General features: G+C 50.3%; 15 protein-coding genes and 2 tRNA genes. 14 read left to right on the top strand and 3 right to left on the bottom strand.

Annotated elements, in window-relative coordinates; genetic code table 11:
• Positions 1–74 precede the first annotated feature (74 nt).
• The 13 genes from dnaN (at position 75) to BN54_RS05930 (ending at position 14,526) form a co-directional block, all read left to right on the top strand.
• Positions 75–1,214: a DNA polymerase III subunit beta gene (gene dnaN / locus BN54_RS05990; protein ID WP_019206262.1), complete on the top strand. Its 1,140-nt coding sequence runs from the start codon at positions 75–77 to the stop codon at positions 1,212–1,214.
• A 232-nt stretch (positions 1,215–1,446) separates the two neighbouring features.
• Complete coding sequence (gene yaaA / locus BN54_RS05985) at positions 1,447–1,668, top strand: S4 domain-containing protein YaaA (protein WP_019206261.1); 222 nt, start codon at positions 1,447–1,449, stop codon at positions 1,666–1,668.
• Between the two features lie 2 nt (positions 1,669–1,670).
• Positions 1,671–2,789, top strand: coding sequence for a DNA replication/repair protein RecF (gene recF / locus BN54_RS05980; RefSeq protein ID WP_040469997.1), 1,119 nt, complete (start codon positions 1,671–1,673; stop codon positions 2,787–2,789).
• 55 nt (positions 2,790–2,844) lie between these two features.
• On the top strand, positions 2,845–4,761 hold the full coding sequence (gyrB, locus tag BN54_RS05975) for a DNA topoisomerase (ATP-hydrolyzing) subunit B (RefSeq protein ID WP_051014615.1): 1,917 nt from the start codon (positions 2,845–2,847) through the stop codon (positions 4,759–4,761).
• 38 nt (positions 4,762–4,799) lie between these two features.
• Positions 4,800–7,289, top strand: coding sequence for a DNA gyrase subunit A (gyrA, locus tag BN54_RS05970; RefSeq protein ID WP_019206258.1), 2,490 nt, complete (start codon positions 4,800–4,802; stop codon positions 7,287–7,289).
• Positions 7,290–7,603: 314 nt separating this feature from the next.
• Positions 7,604–7,894: a 30S ribosomal protein S6 gene (gene rpsF / locus BN54_RS05965; protein ID WP_019206257.1), complete on the top strand. Its 291-nt coding sequence runs from the start codon at positions 7,604–7,606 to the stop codon at positions 7,892–7,894.
• Positions 7,895–7,934: 40 nt separating this feature from the next.
• Positions 7,935–8,585 (top strand): single-stranded DNA-binding protein, encoded by a 651-nt coding sequence (gene ssb / locus BN54_RS05960; protein WP_019206256.1) that lies wholly within the window; start codon positions 7,935–7,937, stop codon positions 8,583–8,585.
• Between the two features lie 52 nt (positions 8,586–8,637).
• Complete coding sequence (gene rpsR / locus BN54_RS05955) at positions 8,638–8,874, top strand: 30S ribosomal protein S18 (protein WP_003682305.1); 237 nt, start codon at positions 8,638–8,640, stop codon at positions 8,872–8,874.
• 154 nt (positions 8,875–9,028) lie between these two features.
• Positions 9,029–11,008 (top strand): DHH family phosphoesterase, encoded by a 1,980-nt coding sequence (locus BN54_RS05950; protein WP_051014614.1) that lies wholly within the window; start codon positions 9,029–9,031, stop codon positions 11,006–11,008.
• A gap of 7 nt (positions 11,009–11,015) precedes the next feature.
• The gene (gene rplI / locus BN54_RS05945; RefSeq protein WP_019206254.1) at positions 11,016–11,468 is read left to right on the top strand and encodes a 50S ribosomal protein L9; all 453 of its coding nucleotides are present in this window, start codon (positions 11,016–11,018) and stop codon (positions 11,466–11,468) included.
• A 24-nt stretch (positions 11,469–11,492) separates the two neighbouring features.
• Positions 11,493–12,893 carry a replicative DNA helicase gene (gene dnaB / locus BN54_RS05940; RefSeq protein WP_019206253.1) on the top strand — a complete coding sequence of 467 codons (1,401 nt, stop codon included), beginning with the start codon at positions 11,493–11,495 and terminating at the stop codon, positions 12,891–12,893.
• Between the two features lie 118 nt (positions 12,894–13,011).
• The gene (locus BN54_RS05935; protein WP_019206252.1) at positions 13,012–14,193 is read left to right on the top strand and encodes an MDR family MFS transporter; all 1,182 of its coding nucleotides are present in this window, start codon (positions 13,012–13,014) and stop codon (positions 14,191–14,193) included.
• Between the two features lie 12 nt (positions 14,194–14,205).
• Complete coding sequence (locus BN54_RS05930; RefSeq protein ID WP_019206251.1) at positions 14,206–14,526, top strand: hypothetical protein; 321 nt, start codon at positions 14,206–14,208, stop codon at positions 14,524–14,526.
• Positions 14,527–14,679: 153 nt separating this feature from the next.
• On the opposite strand, the gene BN54_RS05925 is transcribed toward BN54_RS05930, so the two are convergent.
• From BN54_RS05925 to BN54_RS05915, 3 genes are all read right to left on the bottom strand, one after another.
• Positions 14,680–14,752, bottom strand: a tRNA-Lys gene (locus BN54_RS05925).
• A 67-nt stretch (positions 14,753–14,819) separates the two neighbouring features.
• Positions 14,820–15,335 (bottom strand): SA1002 family membrane protein, encoded by a 516-nt coding sequence (locus BN54_RS05920; RefSeq protein ID WP_019206250.1) that lies wholly within the window; start codon positions 15,333–15,335, stop codon positions 14,820–14,822.
• Positions 15,336–15,448: 113 nt separating this feature from the next.
• Positions 15,449–15,521, bottom strand: a tRNA-Lys gene (locus BN54_RS05915).
• Positions 15,522–15,720: 199 nt separating this feature from the next.
• Here BN54_RS05915 and yycF point away from each other — a divergent pair.
• Positions 15,721–16,425, top strand: a complete 705-nt coding sequence (gene yycF / locus BN54_RS05910) for a response regulator YycF (RefSeq protein WP_019206249.1) — start codon at positions 15,721–15,723, stop codon at positions 16,423–16,425.
• Positions 16,426–16,431 lie beyond the last annotated feature (6 nt).

Genomic DNA, 16,431 nt, shown 5'->3' with positions numbered 1-16,431 from the left:
GTCTCCACAGGTCCTACTACCACTACTATTTTTAATTATATACATTTATATTAATTTATAGCGAGGAGTCAAACATGAAATTTACGATTAATCGAACTGGGTTTACCAACGAATTAGCCAATGTGTTGCGGGCGATTTCAGCCAAAACCACGATTCCCATTTTAACCGGGGTAAAGTTGGTGGCCACGGATGACCAATTGGTTTTGACAGGCAGCAACTCCGATATCACCATTCAATCAACGTTAGCGGCCAGCGAAGGGCAACTCGGCTTAGTAGTTGAAGAACCGGGTGCCATTGTGTTGCAAGCACGCTTGTTTAATGAAATTGTGAAGAAGTTGCCGGCGGAAACCGTAACCTTAGAGGTTAAAACGGGCTTTTTAACGACGATTACGTCTGGTCCGGCGGAATTTAAGATCAACGGACAAGATGCTAACAACTACCCGAAACTGCCGGAATTAGAAAGCGATAAAACCGTCCAATTAGCCCCCGACTTATTGCGCGAAGTCATTGATCAAACCCGGATTGCCGTTTCTAAGCAAGAAAGTAGACCAATTTTAACGGGAATCCACGTTCTCTTAACCCAAGATCAATTAACCGCCATTGCCACGGACAGTCACCGCTTGGCCCAACGCAAAGTAACCCTGCCAGCGCCGGTGGCGGCCGCAGCGGATGTGGTGATTCCGGGGGTTTCGATGACGGAATTGGCCCGGATGATTCCAGACCAAAAAGACCCCATCGACCTGCTGATTGCGGAAAACCAAGTGCTCTTTAAGTTTGGTCACACCCTCTTTTATTCCCGGCTGTTAGAGGGGAAGTACCCTGATACCAGCCGCTTGATTCCGGAGACTTCTGAAACCGACCTGACGATTGATGCCAATGTTTTATTAGCCGCGATTTCGCGGGCTTCCTTGTTGTCGCATCAAGGGCGCAATAACGTGGTAAAGCTGACGATCGATCCGACCCAAGAATTGGTAAAAATCAGTGGGGATTCCGCTGACGTGGGGAACGTCGAAGAAGAATTACAATTCGATGCCATCACGGGGCAAGAATTGGCAATTTCCTTTAACCCGGATTACATGGGCGATGCCCTCAAGTCCTTTGGGGGAGTAAAGGTAAAATTGGCCTTTACGTCACCGTTGCGGCCGTTTACTTTGGTGCCAGTTGATGACCAGGCCAACTTTGTGCAATTGATTACCCCGGTGCGGACGTTCTAACAACTTAATTTTCCAGCTCAAAGTAGTGGCCCCGTTGTGGGCTGCTGCTTTTTTGTTTCGGCGTTGGGCAAGTCAGATCTTGTAAACGGCAGTTTGCGCGTTTTTGGGGTAAAAAACCCAAAAATGGTTCGCAAGCTTAAAAGGGGCTGAAATTGGCTTAAAACCGCTTTAAATTTGTGTTTGCGGGGTGAAAAAGCTATAATAGAAGAGCTATACAAAGTAGGTGAGATGATTGGAAAAGCAAGCAACGTTTAAACTTGAGCAGCCCTTTATTACCCTCGGGCAATTATTGAAAGAAGAAGGCATTATCCCGACGGGGGGCGCAGCCAAGTGGTTTTTAAAGGAACAGGCCGTGACGGTCAATGCGCAAGCTGAGGATCGGCGGGGCAAGAAGTTGTACCCCGGTGATGAAGTGACGATTGTTGGGGTCATGACCATTACCATTACGGACTAGCTATGCGACTAGAGGAGTTGTCACTACAGGACTTTCGCAACTATGAGCAGTTAGCGGTGCAATTTAATCCGGGGATTAACGTCTTGATTGGTGAAAATGCCCAGGGCAAGACGAATTTGTTAGAGGCCATCCACTTATTGGCCTTAACCCGCAGTCACCGGACCAATAAGGACAAAGAGTTGGTCAATTGGCAGGCTAAAGTTGCGCAAGTCAAAGGGGTGGTAGTTAAAGCCACGGGCAAGTTACCCTTGGAGATCCAAGTGGGGCAAGGGGGCAAACGCGTCAAAGTTAACCACTTGCCCCAAAGTCGGTTGTCGGCGTACATTGGCAATTTAAACGTGGTTTTGTTTGCCCCAGAAGACTTGGCGTTAGTGAAAGGCGCTCCCGTCATTCGGCGCCAGTTTATGAACGTTGAGTTTGGGCAAATGAGCAGCCGGTATCTTTATAATCTAAGTCACTTTAATGATGCGCTTTACCAACGTAATCAGTATCTGAAACAATTACGCCAACGCCAGGCCAGTGACCGATTGTTGTTAGAAGTTTTGTCGGATCAATTAGCAACGTTTGGCAGTGAAGTAGCGGCTATTCGGTACCAGTTGGTGAAACAATTGGAAAAATGGGCCCAGCCGATGCATGAGGAAATTTCCCAGCAAAAAGAGCAACTGCAATTGCAATACGTGAGTCAATTGACGATCAATGAAGAAAGTACCGTGGCGGATCTAAAAGAGCAATTGCAAGCCCGCTTACGGGAAAAGGTAGATAAGGAGATCGCCGCGGGGACGACGTTGGCTGGCCCCCAGCGGGATGATCTCCACTTTTTAGTGAATGGCAATAATGTGCAGCAATTTGGTTCCCAAGGTCAACAACGGACAACCGCCTTGGCGGTCAAATTGGCGGAAATCGACTTAATGCAAGAGCAAACCGGGGAATATCCCTTGCTCTTGTTGGATGATGTCTTGTCCGAACTTGATAATGATCGTCAGACCCATTTATTGACGGCCATTCAAGACAAGGTCCAGACCTTTTTGACAACGACCAGTTTGAGCGGGGTAGCACGACAATTAATCAAAACCCCGACGATCTACACGATCCAAGCTGGCCATCTACAACGTGAAGGGTGAGCTTTAAGGAGGAACGAGCGTGAGTAACGAGGAATTAGCAGAACAAAAAGCGGCGATGGCCAGTAAGTACGATGCCAGTCAAATTCAGGTTTTAAAGGGCCTCGAAGCGGTGCGGAAACGCCCGGGGATGTACATTGGTTCCACCACGGTCCAAGGGTTGCACCACTTAGTGTGGGAAATTGTCGATAATGGGATTGATGAAGCCCTGGCGGGTTTTTGTGATGAAATCAATGTTGTGGTTGAATCTGATAATAGTATTACGGTGACGGATAACGGTCGGGGGATTCCAGTTGATATCCAAAAAGAAACTGGGAAGCCCGCCCTTGAAACCGTCTTTACCGTGCTGCACGCCGGCGGGAAGTTTGGCAACGGTGGTTACAAAGTTTCTGGGGGGCTCCACGGGGTGGGGGCGTCGGTTGTGAACGCCCTGTCAACGGAATTGGACGTAACGGTGACGCGGCAAGGCAAGCGTTACACGATGCAGTTTAACCGGGGGCACGTCGCCCAAGCGATGCAAGAAGTGGCGGACGGTTTGCCAACGACCGAACACGGGACCGTGGTCCACTTCAAGCCCGATCCGGATGTCTTTACCGAAACGACGGTTTACAATATTAAAACTTTGACCGACCGGATTCGGGAACTGGCCTTTTTGAACAAGGGCTTAAAGATCACGATCGAAGACCGCCGGCCCGAAGTGCCAACCAAGGAATCTTTCCACTATGAAGGGGGGATTCGTCACTACGTTGAATACTTGGATGAAGGGCACGATGCCTTGTTTGATCCGCCGATTTACGTTGAAGGGACGCATAACGGGATTACCGTGGAAGTCTCCTTGCAATACACGGATGACTACCGCAGCAACCTCTTGACGTTTACCAATAATATTCACACCTATGAAGGGGGTAGCCACGAGACGGGCTTTAAGACGGCTTTGACCCGGGTGATCAATGATTATGGGAAAAAGTCTGGGCAGCTCAAGGGCAACAATGCGACCTTATCCGGGGATGACGTCCGCGAAGGGCTGACGGCGGTCGTTTCCATCAAACACCCCAATCCGCAATTTGAAGGCCAAACCAAGACCAAGCTCAGCAATTCCGACGCACGGACGGCCACGGACCGGATCTTTAGTGAAACATTGACCCGGTTTATGATGGAAAATCCGGAAGTGGCCCACAAGATCGTTGATAAGGGGTTATTGGCGTCCAAGGCCCGGGTGGCCGCCAAGCGGGCCCGGGAAGTGACCCGGAAAAAGAGCGGGCTGGAAATTTCCAACCTGCCGGGGAAATTAGCTGATAATACCAGTAAGGATCCCAGCATTTCGGAATTATTTATCGTCGAAGGGGATTCCGCCGGGGGGAGTGCCAAGCAAGGGCGCTCCCGCTTGACCCAAGCGATCCTGCCAATCCGGGGGAAGATTTTGAACGTTGAAAAGGCGAGCCTGAACCGGGTGTTAGCCAACGATGAAATTCGCTCCCTCTTTACGGCCTTGGGGACGGGCTTTGGCGATGATTTTGACGTTGAAAAAGCTAATTACCACAAGTTGATTATTATGACGGATGCCGATGTCGACGGGGCCCACATTCGCACCCTGTTATTAACCTTGTTCTACCGCTTCATGCGGCCGATGATCGAAAAGGGGTACGTCTACATTGCGCAACCACCGCTGTATCAAGTTCGCCAAGGCAAATTTGTGAAGTACATTGATTCTGACGAAGAATTGGAACAAGTGGTTAATTCACTGCAACCAAGTCCTAAACCGGTCATTCAACGTTACAAGGGGCTCGGGGAAATGGACGCCGAACAGCTTTGGGAAACCACCATGGATCCAGAGCGGCGCCGGTTATTACGCGTTAAGTTGGATGATGCCAAGGAAGCAGACGCGATTTTCCAGATGTTGATGGGGACGAAGGTCGGTCCGCGGCGCGAATTTATCGAAGAAAACGCGACGTTCGTTAAGAATTTGGACCTGTAGGCAACCAGCAAAGGGGACAATAGCAAGGAGGAAAAACTGTGGCACAAGAAGAATTGCCAAGTCGCATTACGGAGGTCAATTTGACCAGTCAAATGCGGAATTCGTTTTTGGATTATGCGATGAGCGTCATCGTTTCCCGGGCACTGCCAGATGTGCGCGACGGGCTTAAGCCAGTTCAACGCCGGATTTTGTACGGGATGAATGAATTAGGGGTCACTCCCGATAAGCCGTACAAGAAATCGGCCCGGATTGTCGGGGATGTCATGGGGAAGTTTCACCCGCACGGGGACTCGTCGATTTACGAAGGGTTAGTTCGAATGGCCCAGGATTTCTCCTATCGTTACATGCTGGTCGATGGTCACGGTAACTTTGGTTCGGTCGACGGGGACGGCGCGGCCGCCATGCGGTATACCGAAGCCAAGATGAGCAAAATTGCCGTGGAAATGTTGCGTGATATCAACAAGAATACGGTCGATTTCCAAGATAATTACGATGGAACGGAAAAAGAACCCCAGGTATTGCCATCGCGTTTCCCCAACCTGTTGGTTAACGGGGCCGCAGGGATCGCGGTGGGGATGGCAACGAATATTCCCACCCACAACCTAGGGGAAGTCATTGCCGCTTTGCACGTTTTGATGGATAATCCGGCCGCGACGACCGAAGAGTTGATGAAGGTTCTGCCGGGCCCAGACTTCCCAACGGGTGGGGTTGTCATGGGCAAGGCCGGCATTCGGAAGGCTTACGAAACGGGCCAAGGCTCAATTGTCGTGCGGGCCAAGGTTGAAATTGAAACTGCCAAGAATGGGCGGCAAAAAATCGTCGTGCACGAAATTCCTTACATGGTCAACAAGGCGAAGTTAATTGAACGGATTGCCAACTTGGCCCGGGAAAAGGAAATTGATGGCATCACCGATGTCAATGATGAAACGGACCGCGAAGGGATGCGGATCGTCATTGACGTTCGTCGGGACGCCAGTGCGGAAGTCATTTTAAATAACCTCTACAAGTTGACTTTGATGCAAACCACCTTCAACTTCAACATGTTGGCGATTGTCAACGGGGCGCCGAAGGTCTTGAGCTTAAAGCAAATTCTGCAACACTACCTGGCCCACCAAGAAGAAGTGGTGCGGCGGCGGACTGAATTTGATTTGAAAAAGGCGCAAAGTCGCCTCCACATTGTGGAAGGGTTGCGCGTCGCCTTAGATCACATTGATGCCATTATCAAGATTATCCGCCAGTCAGCGACGAGTGAATTGGCCAAGGAAGAATTGATGAAGGGCTACGGGCTGTCGGATCGCCAGGCCCAAGCGATCTTGGATATGCGCTTGGTACGGTTAACCGGCTTAGAACGGGAAAAGATCGAAGCCGAATACGAAAAGCTGGTGGCCGCAATTGCCGACTTTAAGGACATTTTGGCGCACACGGAACGCATCCAAGCGATTATTTATGAAGAACTGCTGGAATTGCAAAAGCGCTTTGGCGATGCCCGGCGGACAGAGTTGCAAGTGGGCGACATTACCAACTTAGAGGATGAAGATCTCATCGAAGAAGAAGAGATCGTCGTGACCCTGACCCATAACGGTTACATCAAACGCTTGCCGGTCGATGAGTTCAAGTCCCAACACCGGGGTGGCCGGGGCATTAAGGGGATGGGCGTGCACAGTGACGACTTTATTGAGCACCTCATTACCAGCTCGACGCACGATGAACTGCTCTTCTTCACCAATACCGGGAAGGTCTTTGCGATGAAGGGGTATGAGGTACCCGAATATGGTCGGTCGGCTCAAGGGATTCCAGTGATCAACCTGCTGGGGATTGACAGCCACGAAAAGATCAGTGCCGTAATCAACGTTCAACGCAGTCAAGATCACCACGACCAAGACTTGTTCTTTGCCACCAAGCTGGGGGTAGTCAAGCGCACGGCGGTTAGCGAATTTGCCAACATTCGCAGTAACGGCCTGAAAGCGATCAATCTGCACGACCACGATGAATTGATTGCCGTGGACATTATTGATCACGATCAAAACATGATCCTGGGGACCCACCTGGGATATGCAGTCAGTTTCCCAGCGATGGCCGTCCGGGCGATGGGCCGGACCGCGGCCGGGGTCCGGGGCGCGCGCTTGCGGCCGGGGGACTACCTGATCGGGGCAGCGCCACTAAACGCTGACAGTCAGGTCCTGGTCTTAAGTGAAAATGGTTATGGCAAGCAAACCCCAGCCGCCGAATACCCAATTAAGGGCCGGGGAACCATGGGGATCAAGACGGTTAATGTCACAGCGAAGAACGGACCTTTGGTGGGCTTAACCACGGTTGACGGCGATGAAGACATCATGCTGGTGACCGATAAGGGGGTCATTATTCGCTTTGGGGCTGAGACGGTTTCAACGACCGGCCGCAGCGCGATGGGCGTCCGGCTGATTAAGATGGCCGCTGATTCCAAGGTGGCCACGATGGCGACCGTGGCTAAAGAAACAGATGAAATGGCAACCGCTGCCGAAGAGGCCCCATTGCCAACCTTAGACTAGTTAAATGGTTCTTAAGGCCGAAACGCCGTTCACACGCTGGGGTGAGCGGCGTTTTTTGGTCCCGGCGCAAAATTTTTCCTAGAAAAAAAGTGCATTTAGGTCAAAAACGCGTATATATAAAGTAGGGACCGCAACCCTGGATCACGAGGGTCAAAATTAACCTGGTCGGATCAGACCAAGAATTTAGAACTTGTGATTTGTTGAAAATTGTGCTAACATGTTTGCTTGTGAGTATACGTAAATCGTCTACTCTCCTTGTCCCTTCGAAATTTTAGGTGGGAAGGGACCAGAGTCCATAAGGAGGTGTAACATTCATGGAAACACGCAAATATGAAATTACTTACATCATTCGTCCTGATCTCGAAGAATCAGCTAAGGCAGAATTGGTTGCTCGCTTCGACAAGATTTTAGCGGACAATGGTGCAACGGTCGTTGACTCAAAGGATTGGGACACGCGGCGTTTTGCTTACCCAATTGCTAAGTACACGGAAGGTACTTACCACGTGGTAAACGTCGAAGCGGATTCTGATGAAGCTTTGAACGAATTCAGCCGGCTGGCTAAGTTCAGCGACGACATTCTGCGTCACATGATCGTTAAGCGTTAATCAGCTTAACGTTTGTTTATTGAGAGGAGTGCGATAGCCCATGTTAAATCGTGTAGTATTGACTGGACGACTTACTCGGGATCCAGAGTTGCGGTACACTGGAAGCGGCACGGCAGTTTGTTCTTTTACGGTGGCAGTTGACCGGCAATTCCGGAACCAACAAGGGAACCGGGATGCTGACTTTATCAACTGTGTAATTTGGCGCAAGTCCGCTGAAAACTTTGCCAACTTTACCCACAAAGGGGCGATGGTCGGTATTGATGGGCGGCTGTCAACGCGTAATTACGAAAACAACCAAGGACAACGGGTTTACGTTACGGAAGTGACGGTTGATAACTTTGCGCTCTTAGAGCCGCGCAGTGCCAACCCGAATAACCAAGGTAACTTTAACCAAAATGCTGGGTTTAACAACAACCAAGCCTTTAATAATAATGCTTTTAGCAACGCCAACTTTGGCGGCGCCGCTCCTCAACAGCCCGCTAACAATGCCTTTGGCAATGAAAACCGGGTGTTTGAAAGCGATAATAATGTTGATCTTAACTCCTTGCCGTTTGCCAGCGAATCTGCGGACAGCAGCCAGGCCAACGTTAACATCAACGATCAAAGCGCGATGAGCGCCAATCAAAATCAACCGGCATCCAGCGCGGATGACCAGGGGGACCATCCGTCAATTGACGATGTTCCATTTTAATCTACATCACACTTGCTGGTTAAAACAGGAAGTTTATTAAGGAGGTAATTTCATGGCTCAACAACGTCGTGGTGGCCGTCGTCGTCGTAAGGTCGACTTCATCGCCGCAAACCACATCGAATACATCGACTACAAAGATACTGACTTATTGCGTCGTTTCATCTCTGAACGGGGTAAGATTTTACCACGTCGGGTAACGGGGACGAGCGCTAAGAACCAACGTCGGTTAACGATTGCGATCAAGCGGGCCCGGATCATGGGGCTTTTGCCATTCGTTGCCGAAGACTAAGCTGGGTGGCTCAGTCAAAAATCGCTTCGTAGATGTGCGAAGCGATTTTTTTGTGCTTTCATGACCGTTGGGTTTAAGTTAAGATAGACATAATAATGGCAATTAGGGAGGTGAAAGCTTGCGGTGGACAAAATACTTAAAATTATCCCAGTTCATGCAACACCGGCGGGTCGCTTGGACGTTTGCGGCGGTGACCTTTGTCGTCTTGTTGGGGGTGAGCTCGGCCTTTATTGTTGACTGGCGGTGGGGGCTGGGGGCCTTGGTCCTTTCGGTCGCGGCTTTTTTGGTCAGCATATACCAGTTGCAAAATTTAGTAGCCGACACGGAGAGCTACATTAATGACTTGGCCTATCAGATCCAACGGGGCCAACAAGAAGCGCTGCTGGAAATGCCAATTGGCTTGGTGATGTTGGATGAACATGGCATCATTAAGTGGATCAATCCGTACATGGCAAAGTATTTTTTGATGCGCTTAGTAGTGGGCCAACCGTTGGCAGAGGTTGATGAAACCTTGGCCCAATTAGTGACCGCCCATGCCAATGAAGAAGCCCCGGTGGTGGTGACTTGGCAAAAGCGGCAATTTGAGTTTCGTTATCAAGCGCGTTATCATACCCTGTACTTATTGGACGTAACGGACTATGAACAAATTAACCAGCGCTACTTAAACGAACGGCTTTTTATCGGGAATATCTACCTGGATAATTATATTGAATTGACCCAAGGAATGAGTGACCCGGATGTTTCGAATTTGCATAATTACGTCACGTCGGAGCTCAGCAAGTGGGCGAGCGCGCATGAATTGCTGCTAAAGGTGATTGATGACGATAACTACTTATTGTTGGGGCACCAACACGCCTTAGCGCAGCTGGAAGCCGAAAAATTCCAAGTTTTAGATGTCATTCGGGAAAATACTTCCAAATTGAATTCCCCCGTGACGTTAAGTGTGGGGATTGCGGATGGCCAAGCCGATTTGATTAAGTTGGCTGATATGGCACAACGCAACTTGGATTTGGCCCTCGGCCGGGGGGGCGATCAAGTCGTCGTCAAGGCGCAGGACCAACCGGCGCGTTTCTACGGGGGCAAGACCAACCCAATGGAAAAGCGGACCCGGGTCCGGGCCCGGATGATTGCGCAGGCCCTGCAGGAACTGATGGTTGGCGCGGACCAAGTCTTTGTCGTGGGCCACGCGAAGCCCGATATGGATTCGATGGGGGCTTGCTTAGGGATTCGGCGGATCAGTGAGATGAACAGCCAGAAGTGTTACGTGGTGTTTGATCAAGAACGGGTCCACACGGATATTGCCCGGTTGCTGACGCAAGTCCAAGATTACCAAAGCATTGCTGAGCATATGATTACACCGGCGCAGGCGCTAGAATTGGCGACGCCGCAGAGTTTGCTGGTCTTAGTTGATCATTCCAAGGTCTCAATGTCCATGGCGCCGCAACTTTATCAACGCTTGAAGAACCGGACGGTCATCATTGATCACCACCGGCGGGGGGAAGAATTTCCGGAAAATCCGCTCCTGGTTTACATCGAACCCTATGCTTCGTCAACCTGTGAATTGATTGCGGAGATGTTTGAATACCAGCCCCGGGAAAGCAAGGCCCTCAATAAGTTGGAAGCTACTGTTATGCTGACGGGGATTCAAATTGATACCAAGTCCTTTACGCGCAACGCCGGGACGCGGACCTTTGATGCGGCTTCGTACTTGCGCTCGGCCGGAGCGGATAGTGAATTGATTGAAGCCTTCATGAAAGAAAATCGGACGGATTTTATGGAGCGCAATCACTTAATTTCAAATGTCAGCTATGTTGATGATAAAATAGCCTTGTGTGTCGGTGAAGATGATCGCAACTACGATCCGGTCACGGTCGCGCAAGCAGCAGATATGCTCTTAGGCGTGGAAGGCATTGTGGCCTCGTTTGTCATTGCCCGGCGAAGTAATGAAGTCGTCGGGGTCTCTGCTCGGTCACAAGGTGAGTTTAATGTCCAATTAATCATGGAAAAAATGGGGGGTGGCGGTCACTTAAACAACGCGGCCGTTCAATTGACGGACGTCAGCGTAACGCAAGTGGCCGCTCAGCTAAAGTCAATTATTCAACCGGCACAGCCGGATAGTGTACCAAAGGAGTGATTTACGAATGCAAGTAATCTTTGTTCAAGATGTAAAAGGCCGTGGTAAGCGTGGGGAAGTCAAGAATGTCCCTGATGGTTACGCGCAAAACTTTTTAATTCCCCGGGGGCTGGCTAAGCAAGCCACGAAAAAAGCCCTCAGTGAGTTAGCGGGCCAAGAACGTTCCAAAGAAAAGCACGAAGCCGAAGAATTGGCCGAAGCCAAGCGGATCAAGGCCGTTTTGGAAGCTGATGACACCGTAGTTGAATTGAAGGGGAAGGCCGGTAGCGACGGGCGGATGTTTGGTTCGATTTCGACGAAGCAAATCGCCACGGCGTTGGCTGACCAATACCAAATCAAGCTAAACAAGCGCAAACTTGAATTAGCGGCCCCCATTAAGGCGTTGGGTTACGTCACGGTCACGGTAAAATTACACCATGAAGTGGAAGCCAAGATGCGCGTTCACGTGGCGGAAAAGTAGCGACCAACAGCGGGGGTAAATTTGATGGAAAATACACCAATCAACCGGACCCCACCGCGGAACTTAGAAGCGGAACAGGCGGTTTTAGGGGCCGTATTTTTGGCTAAGGATGCGATTGTCACGGCGATGGAGTATGTCCAGCCGGAGGATTTTTATACCCGCGCCCACCAGATTATTTTTGCGGCGATGCTCAAGCTCAATGACCAGGATGTCCCCATCGACATTGTTTCGATGAAAAATGAGCTGGATAAAGAAAAGCAAACGGCCAACATTGGGGGGATTGAGTACCTGGCCAAATTAGCAGCTGCTCCCCCGACGGCGGCGGATGTGGCCTCGTATGCTAAGCTGGTCAAGGATAAGGCCGTCGCCCGGCGGTTAATTGATACGGCAACGACGATTGCGGGGAAAGGCTATGAGGACAGCGAAGACCTGACCAATTTATTGGATGAGGCCGAACGCTCAATCTTAAGCGTAGCGGAAAGCAATAACCAGTCGGAAATGAAGCTGATGAGGGATTTGCTTTACGATGCTACGTCCCACATCGATGAGCTGTCCAAGCAGTCGACGGCGGTAACCGGCTTGGCGATGGGCTATCCGCAGCTGGATAAGATGACAACGGGGCTGCACCCCGACGAATTAGTGATCTTAGCGGCCCGGCCGGCGATGGGGAAGACCGCCTTTGCCCTGAATATTGCCCAAAACGTGGCGGTGAAAAATGATACTACGGTCGCCATTTTTAGCCTGGAAATGGGGGCGGAGTCCCTGGTTAACCGGATGTTGTGTGCCGAGGGCAGTATCAATGCCAACCACGTCCGGACTGGGAACCTTAGCAGTGACGAATGGCAAAGCCTGTGGGTTGCCACAGAGTCCCTTTCCAAAGCTGATATCTATATTGACGATACCCCCGGGATTCGGGTAGCGGAGATCCGGGCCAAGTGCCGGCGGCTTGCTAAGAAAACCGGGCATTTGGGGCTGATTGTGATTGATTATTTGCAACTGATTGAAGGCGGCAATGCGGAAAGCCGCCAACAAGAAGTCTCAGAGATTTCGCGGCAACTCAAGAAGCTTGCCAAGGAACTGGCTTGTCCGGTGATTGCCTTGTCCCAACTATCGCGGGGGGTCGAGCAACGCCAAGATAAGCGGCCCGTCCTTTCTGACATTCGGGAATCCGGGTCAATTGAACAAGACGCCGACATCGTTAGTTTCTTATACCGGGATGATTACTACACCCGCGAACAGGGCCAAGAACAAGATGCCGGGCCCGGCAATGGGGCCCCAGCCCAAGCCAATGAAGAGCTGCCGAGCTTGAGTGAGGTTGAAGTCATCATCGAAAAAAACCGGAGTGGTCCCCGGGGGACGGTCCGGTTACTATTTAATAAGACCTATAACAAATTTGCCTCGATTGACTATGAGCATGAAGGCTAAGAATTAAATGAAAAACGATGTAAAGCTGCGATCAAGTGCGAACTTGATCACAGCTCTTTCTTTGTGGGTGAAACGAAAGGTGCTGATTAATTAAATTAATGAAAGGTGGCATGGGGAGATGCAAAGAGAATTGAAATTACAGTGGCTGTTGTTGGGGGCGTTTTTGACCAGCTTTGGCAACAGTTTTGTTTGGCCGTTGACCACGGTATATATCCACGACCAGTTACATCAATCGCTAACGGTGGCGGGGTTGGTCCTGATGTTTTTCTCCGGGGCCAATGTCTTAGGCAGTGTCTTGGCCGGCATGTTTTTTGACCGGGTGCGACCCCAACGGTTGATGGTAGCCGGGCTATTGGGAGCCATTTTGACGATGCTGGCGATGGTGGCTTGGAACCAGTGGCCGGCCTATCCCTTGTTGTTGACGATCATTGGCTTTTTCAACGGCTGGCTGTTAACCTTGTTGAACTCCTTTGGGACCCGCTTGCGGGGCCATGACGGGCGGTTTATCTTTAATATGATTTATTTTTTCAATAATCTGGGAATGGTCTTTGGGACAACGATTGCCGGGCCCATCTATGAACTGGCACAGAATCAAGTCGGGCCGCTGTTTATCATTACGGCCAGCCTGTACGCCATTTTTATTTTAGTCGTGATCCGTTACTACCGCTTGCCGGTTACACCAAGTCAGCATGCGTCAGCCGACCGTCCAGCGGTGGCTTTACCCCGGGTCAACGCCCAGGTAATTTGGACTTTGTGCTTAGGGTTGATGCTGACCTGGTTGGTGTATGCCCAGTGGTCGAGTAATATGTCGGTCTACATTACCAGCAAGGGAGTTTCTTTGACCTTATACAGCTTGTTATGGACGATCAACGGTCTATTGGTGATCACCTTCCAGCTCGTGATCAACTGGCTCAATAAGTGGATCAAGAATGATTATCATTATGTTTACTTTGGGTTAGCCACGATTGCTTTATCCTTTGCAATTTTATTGGTCGCCAACAACTACGTTTGGTTTGTTTTGGGGATGGTGGTCCTAACCCTCGGGGAAACAACGGCCTTTCCGATGATTCCAGCCTTGGTCAACCAATTGACCCCCCTGGAGGCCAAAGGCAAGTACCAGGGCTTATTAAATGCGATGATTGCCGTGGGGAAGGCGTTGGGGCCCTTAGCCGGCGGTTTGGTAATTGAAGCCTTGGGGTACCGGTTGTTGTTTATCCTGTGTCTAGCCGTGGCCTTGGCGATTACGGCAGTTGTCGGCATTGTTACCCAAGAAAAGAAGGGGGCCGTGCAACACTTTTAGGGGGGAAGGGCAATGTTTTACAATAATTACGATGACGTTCATGGCGAAGACCGCTGGGGGCTGGTTGGCCAAGTGGGCGATCCCTTTCGTGAGGAGCGTCAATTGGACCTCGCATGTGCGAAATGTCAGCAAAAACCGCTGGTAATCGCGGAGCGCAATTGGATGGCGACCAACGCTGATCATTCGCAACGCTATCAAATTGTAGTCGCGTGCTTGCATTGTGGGGCCGTCGACGAGTTCGTTGTCAATGCCGGCCGTGAAGGCGTCAATAGTGCCTTGAAAGCTGGTCAGCAGGTGCCCCAACCGACGGATTTACGCCCGCAAGCCAACTAGTTGTGTGGCTGGTAGTTCGAGGACGACAATAACATAACAAAAGGGTGCTAGAAGCCACGTTTCTGACGTAGTTTCTAGCACCCTTTTAAGTTTTAAAGCCTTTTCCAGCCGCCCGACAACGGGAAAAAACCACCGCCAAAGCGATGGTGAAAATGGGCAGTCAGGGGATCGAACCCTGGACCCACGGATTAAGAGTCCGTTGCTCTGCCAGCTGAGCTAACTGCCCATGTCTTAACAACAGATATTATCTTACCAAGAATGCGGGGGAAAGACAACCCCTTCGGGCAAAAAAATCAAATTTTTTCCTTGGTAAATTTGTAAAGGATAATCCCCAGCCACGAAGCGATGAACGATGACAGGACCGCGACCAAGACCACGTTGGAACTAATCGTGGTGAGGGTGGAGACGTTTTTGACAATCTGGAGGGTTTTTAATAAGTTGTCAAAGATGATCTGATAGATCGTCGCATAGATCAGACTCCATTGAATATAGTATTCAATCAGGGTTAGCACGGTATTGGACAAGGGCTGCCACCGGGCGACGCCTTTGAGGACCACGAATAAAAAGATGCCGGCGAGGATAATAATCAACCCGTACAAGACAAATAACGACCCCATCGCCATTTTTAGGACCGCCGTGCTAAAGAAGTAGAGCAAAATAATGGCAATTATGAAGAACAGCGTGCTCAAAACGACCAAAAAGGCTAAGAGCAACAAGGCTTTGAAGAAGGCAAAGCGTTCCTTTTTGCGCCGTTCGGCAATGATGCCAACGGCCACCATAATCACCAACAACAGCCACGTAATTGTCATGACAATCCTCGCAAATTGCTTGCTGCTTTTAGTTTACGCACGATCCCAGGGCGGGTCAATTTTAAACAAAAAAAAACAGCCGCGAGAAATCTCGCGACTGTGTAAACCTCTGATGGGCAGTCAGGGGATCGAACCCTGGACCCACGGATTAAGAGTCCGTTGCTCTGCCAGCTGAGCTAACTGCCCATGTCTTGACGACGTTTATAATAATAACAAGAACCCCGGGGGAAGGCAAGCTTTTTTCGGAAAAAGCTTAAATTTTTTTGCGCAGCCGGCGTTAAGCGGGCTGGCAACGGGCGGCGTGGCAGTGTGGTATAATTACGGCAGTTTCCAAAGTTATCAAATAAATTCAGTAAAAGAAAAATCCTGAGGATAGGTGAAAAATATGGCAAAGAAAGTATTGGTCGTCGATGACGAAAAACCAATTTCTGATATCATCAAATTTAATTTAGAGAAGGAAGGCTATGAAGTGCTGATCGCCTACGACGGCGAAGAAGCCTTGGCCCGGGTTGAAGCGGATGATCCTGATCTGATCATTTTGGATTTGATGTTGCCTAAAATTGACGGGTTAGAGGTGGCCAAGCGGGTCCGGGTCAAGCACAGTACCCCGATCATTATGGTTACGGCCAAGGATTCGGAATTAGATAAGGTCTTAGGCTTGGAACTGGGGGCCGATGATTACGTCACCAAGCCCTTCTCAAACCGGGAATTAGTGGCGCGGGTCAAGGCTAACTTACGGCGCCAAGAGGCAGTGACGACGGCGGCGGACAACCGGAAGGCAGACATTAAGGTCGGCGACTTGACGATCCACCCGGATGCTTACACGGTGACCAAGCGGGGCGAAAACATCAACCTGACCCACCGGGAGTTTGAACTGTTACACTACTTAGCACGCCACTTAGGCCAAGTAATCAACCGTGAACACCTCTTACAAACGGTGTGGGGGTATGATTACTTCGGCGACGTCCGGACGGTTGATGTGACGGTCCGGCGGTTGCGGGAAAAAATTGAAGACAACCCGAGTCACCCCGAATGGCTGGTCACCCGGCGGGGGGTAGGTTACTACTTAGCCAACCCGAACCAAGAGTAAGGATCT

The sequence above is a fragment of the Limosilactobacillus ingluviei str. Autruche 4 genome (genome assembly GCF_000312405.1).
Taxonomy (GTDB): Bacteria; Bacillota; Bacilli; order Lactobacillales; family Lactobacillaceae; genus Limosilactobacillus; species Limosilactobacillus ingluviei.
Note: the sequence above shows the minus strand (reverse complement) of the source record. Positions and strands in the feature narration are given on the sequence as shown.

What these genes read in the sequence shown, in the direction of transcription:
- dnaN (WP_019206262.1), top strand. Translation starts at nt 75, where the DNA reads ATGAAATTTACGATTAATCGAACTGGGTTTACCAACGAATTAGCCAAT.
- recF (WP_040469997.1), top strand. Translation starts at nt 1,671, where the DNA reads ATGCGACTAGAGGAGTTGTCACTACAGGACTTTCGCAACTATGAGCAG.
- gyrB (WP_051014615.1), top strand. Translation starts at nt 2,845, where the DNA reads ATGGCCAGTAAGTACGATGCCAGTCAAATTCAGGTTTTAAAGGGCCTC.
- rpsF (WP_019206257.1), top strand. Translation starts at nt 7,604, where the DNA reads ATGGAAACACGCAAATATGAAATTACTTACATCATTCGTCCTGATCTC.
- ssb (WP_019206256.1), top strand. Translation starts at nt 7,935, where the DNA reads ATGTTAAATCGTGTAGTATTGACTGGACGACTTACTCGGGATCCAGAG.
- rpsR (WP_003682305.1), top strand. Translation starts at nt 8,638, where the DNA reads ATGGCTCAACAACGTCGTGGTGGCCGTCGTCGTCGTAAGGTCGACTTC.
- BN54_RS05950 (WP_051014614.1), top strand. Translation starts at nt 9,029, where the DNA reads ATGCAACACCGGCGGGTCGCTTGGACGTTTGCGGCGGTGACCTTTGTC.
- rplI (WP_019206254.1), top strand. Translation starts at nt 11,016, where the DNA reads ATGCAAGTAATCTTTGTTCAAGATGTAAAAGGCCGTGGTAAGCGTGGG.
- dnaB (WP_019206253.1), top strand. Translation starts at nt 11,493, where the DNA reads ATGGAAAATACACCAATCAACCGGACCCCACCGCGGAACTTAGAAGCG.
- BN54_RS05935 (WP_019206252.1), top strand. Translation starts at nt 13,012, where the DNA reads ATGCAAAGAGAATTGAAATTACAGTGGCTGTTGTTGGGGGCGTTTTTG.
- BN54_RS05930 (WP_019206251.1), top strand. Translation starts at nt 14,206, where the DNA reads ATGTTTTACAATAATTACGATGACGTTCATGGCGAAGACCGCTGGGGG.
- BN54_RS05920 (WP_019206250.1), bottom strand. Translation starts at nt 15,335, where the DNA reads ATGACAATTACGTGGCTGTTGTTGGTGATTATGGTGGCCGTTGGCATC.
- yycF (WP_019206249.1), top strand. Translation starts at nt 15,721, where the DNA reads ATGGCAAAGAAAGTATTGGTCGTCGATGACGAAAAACCAATTTCTGAT.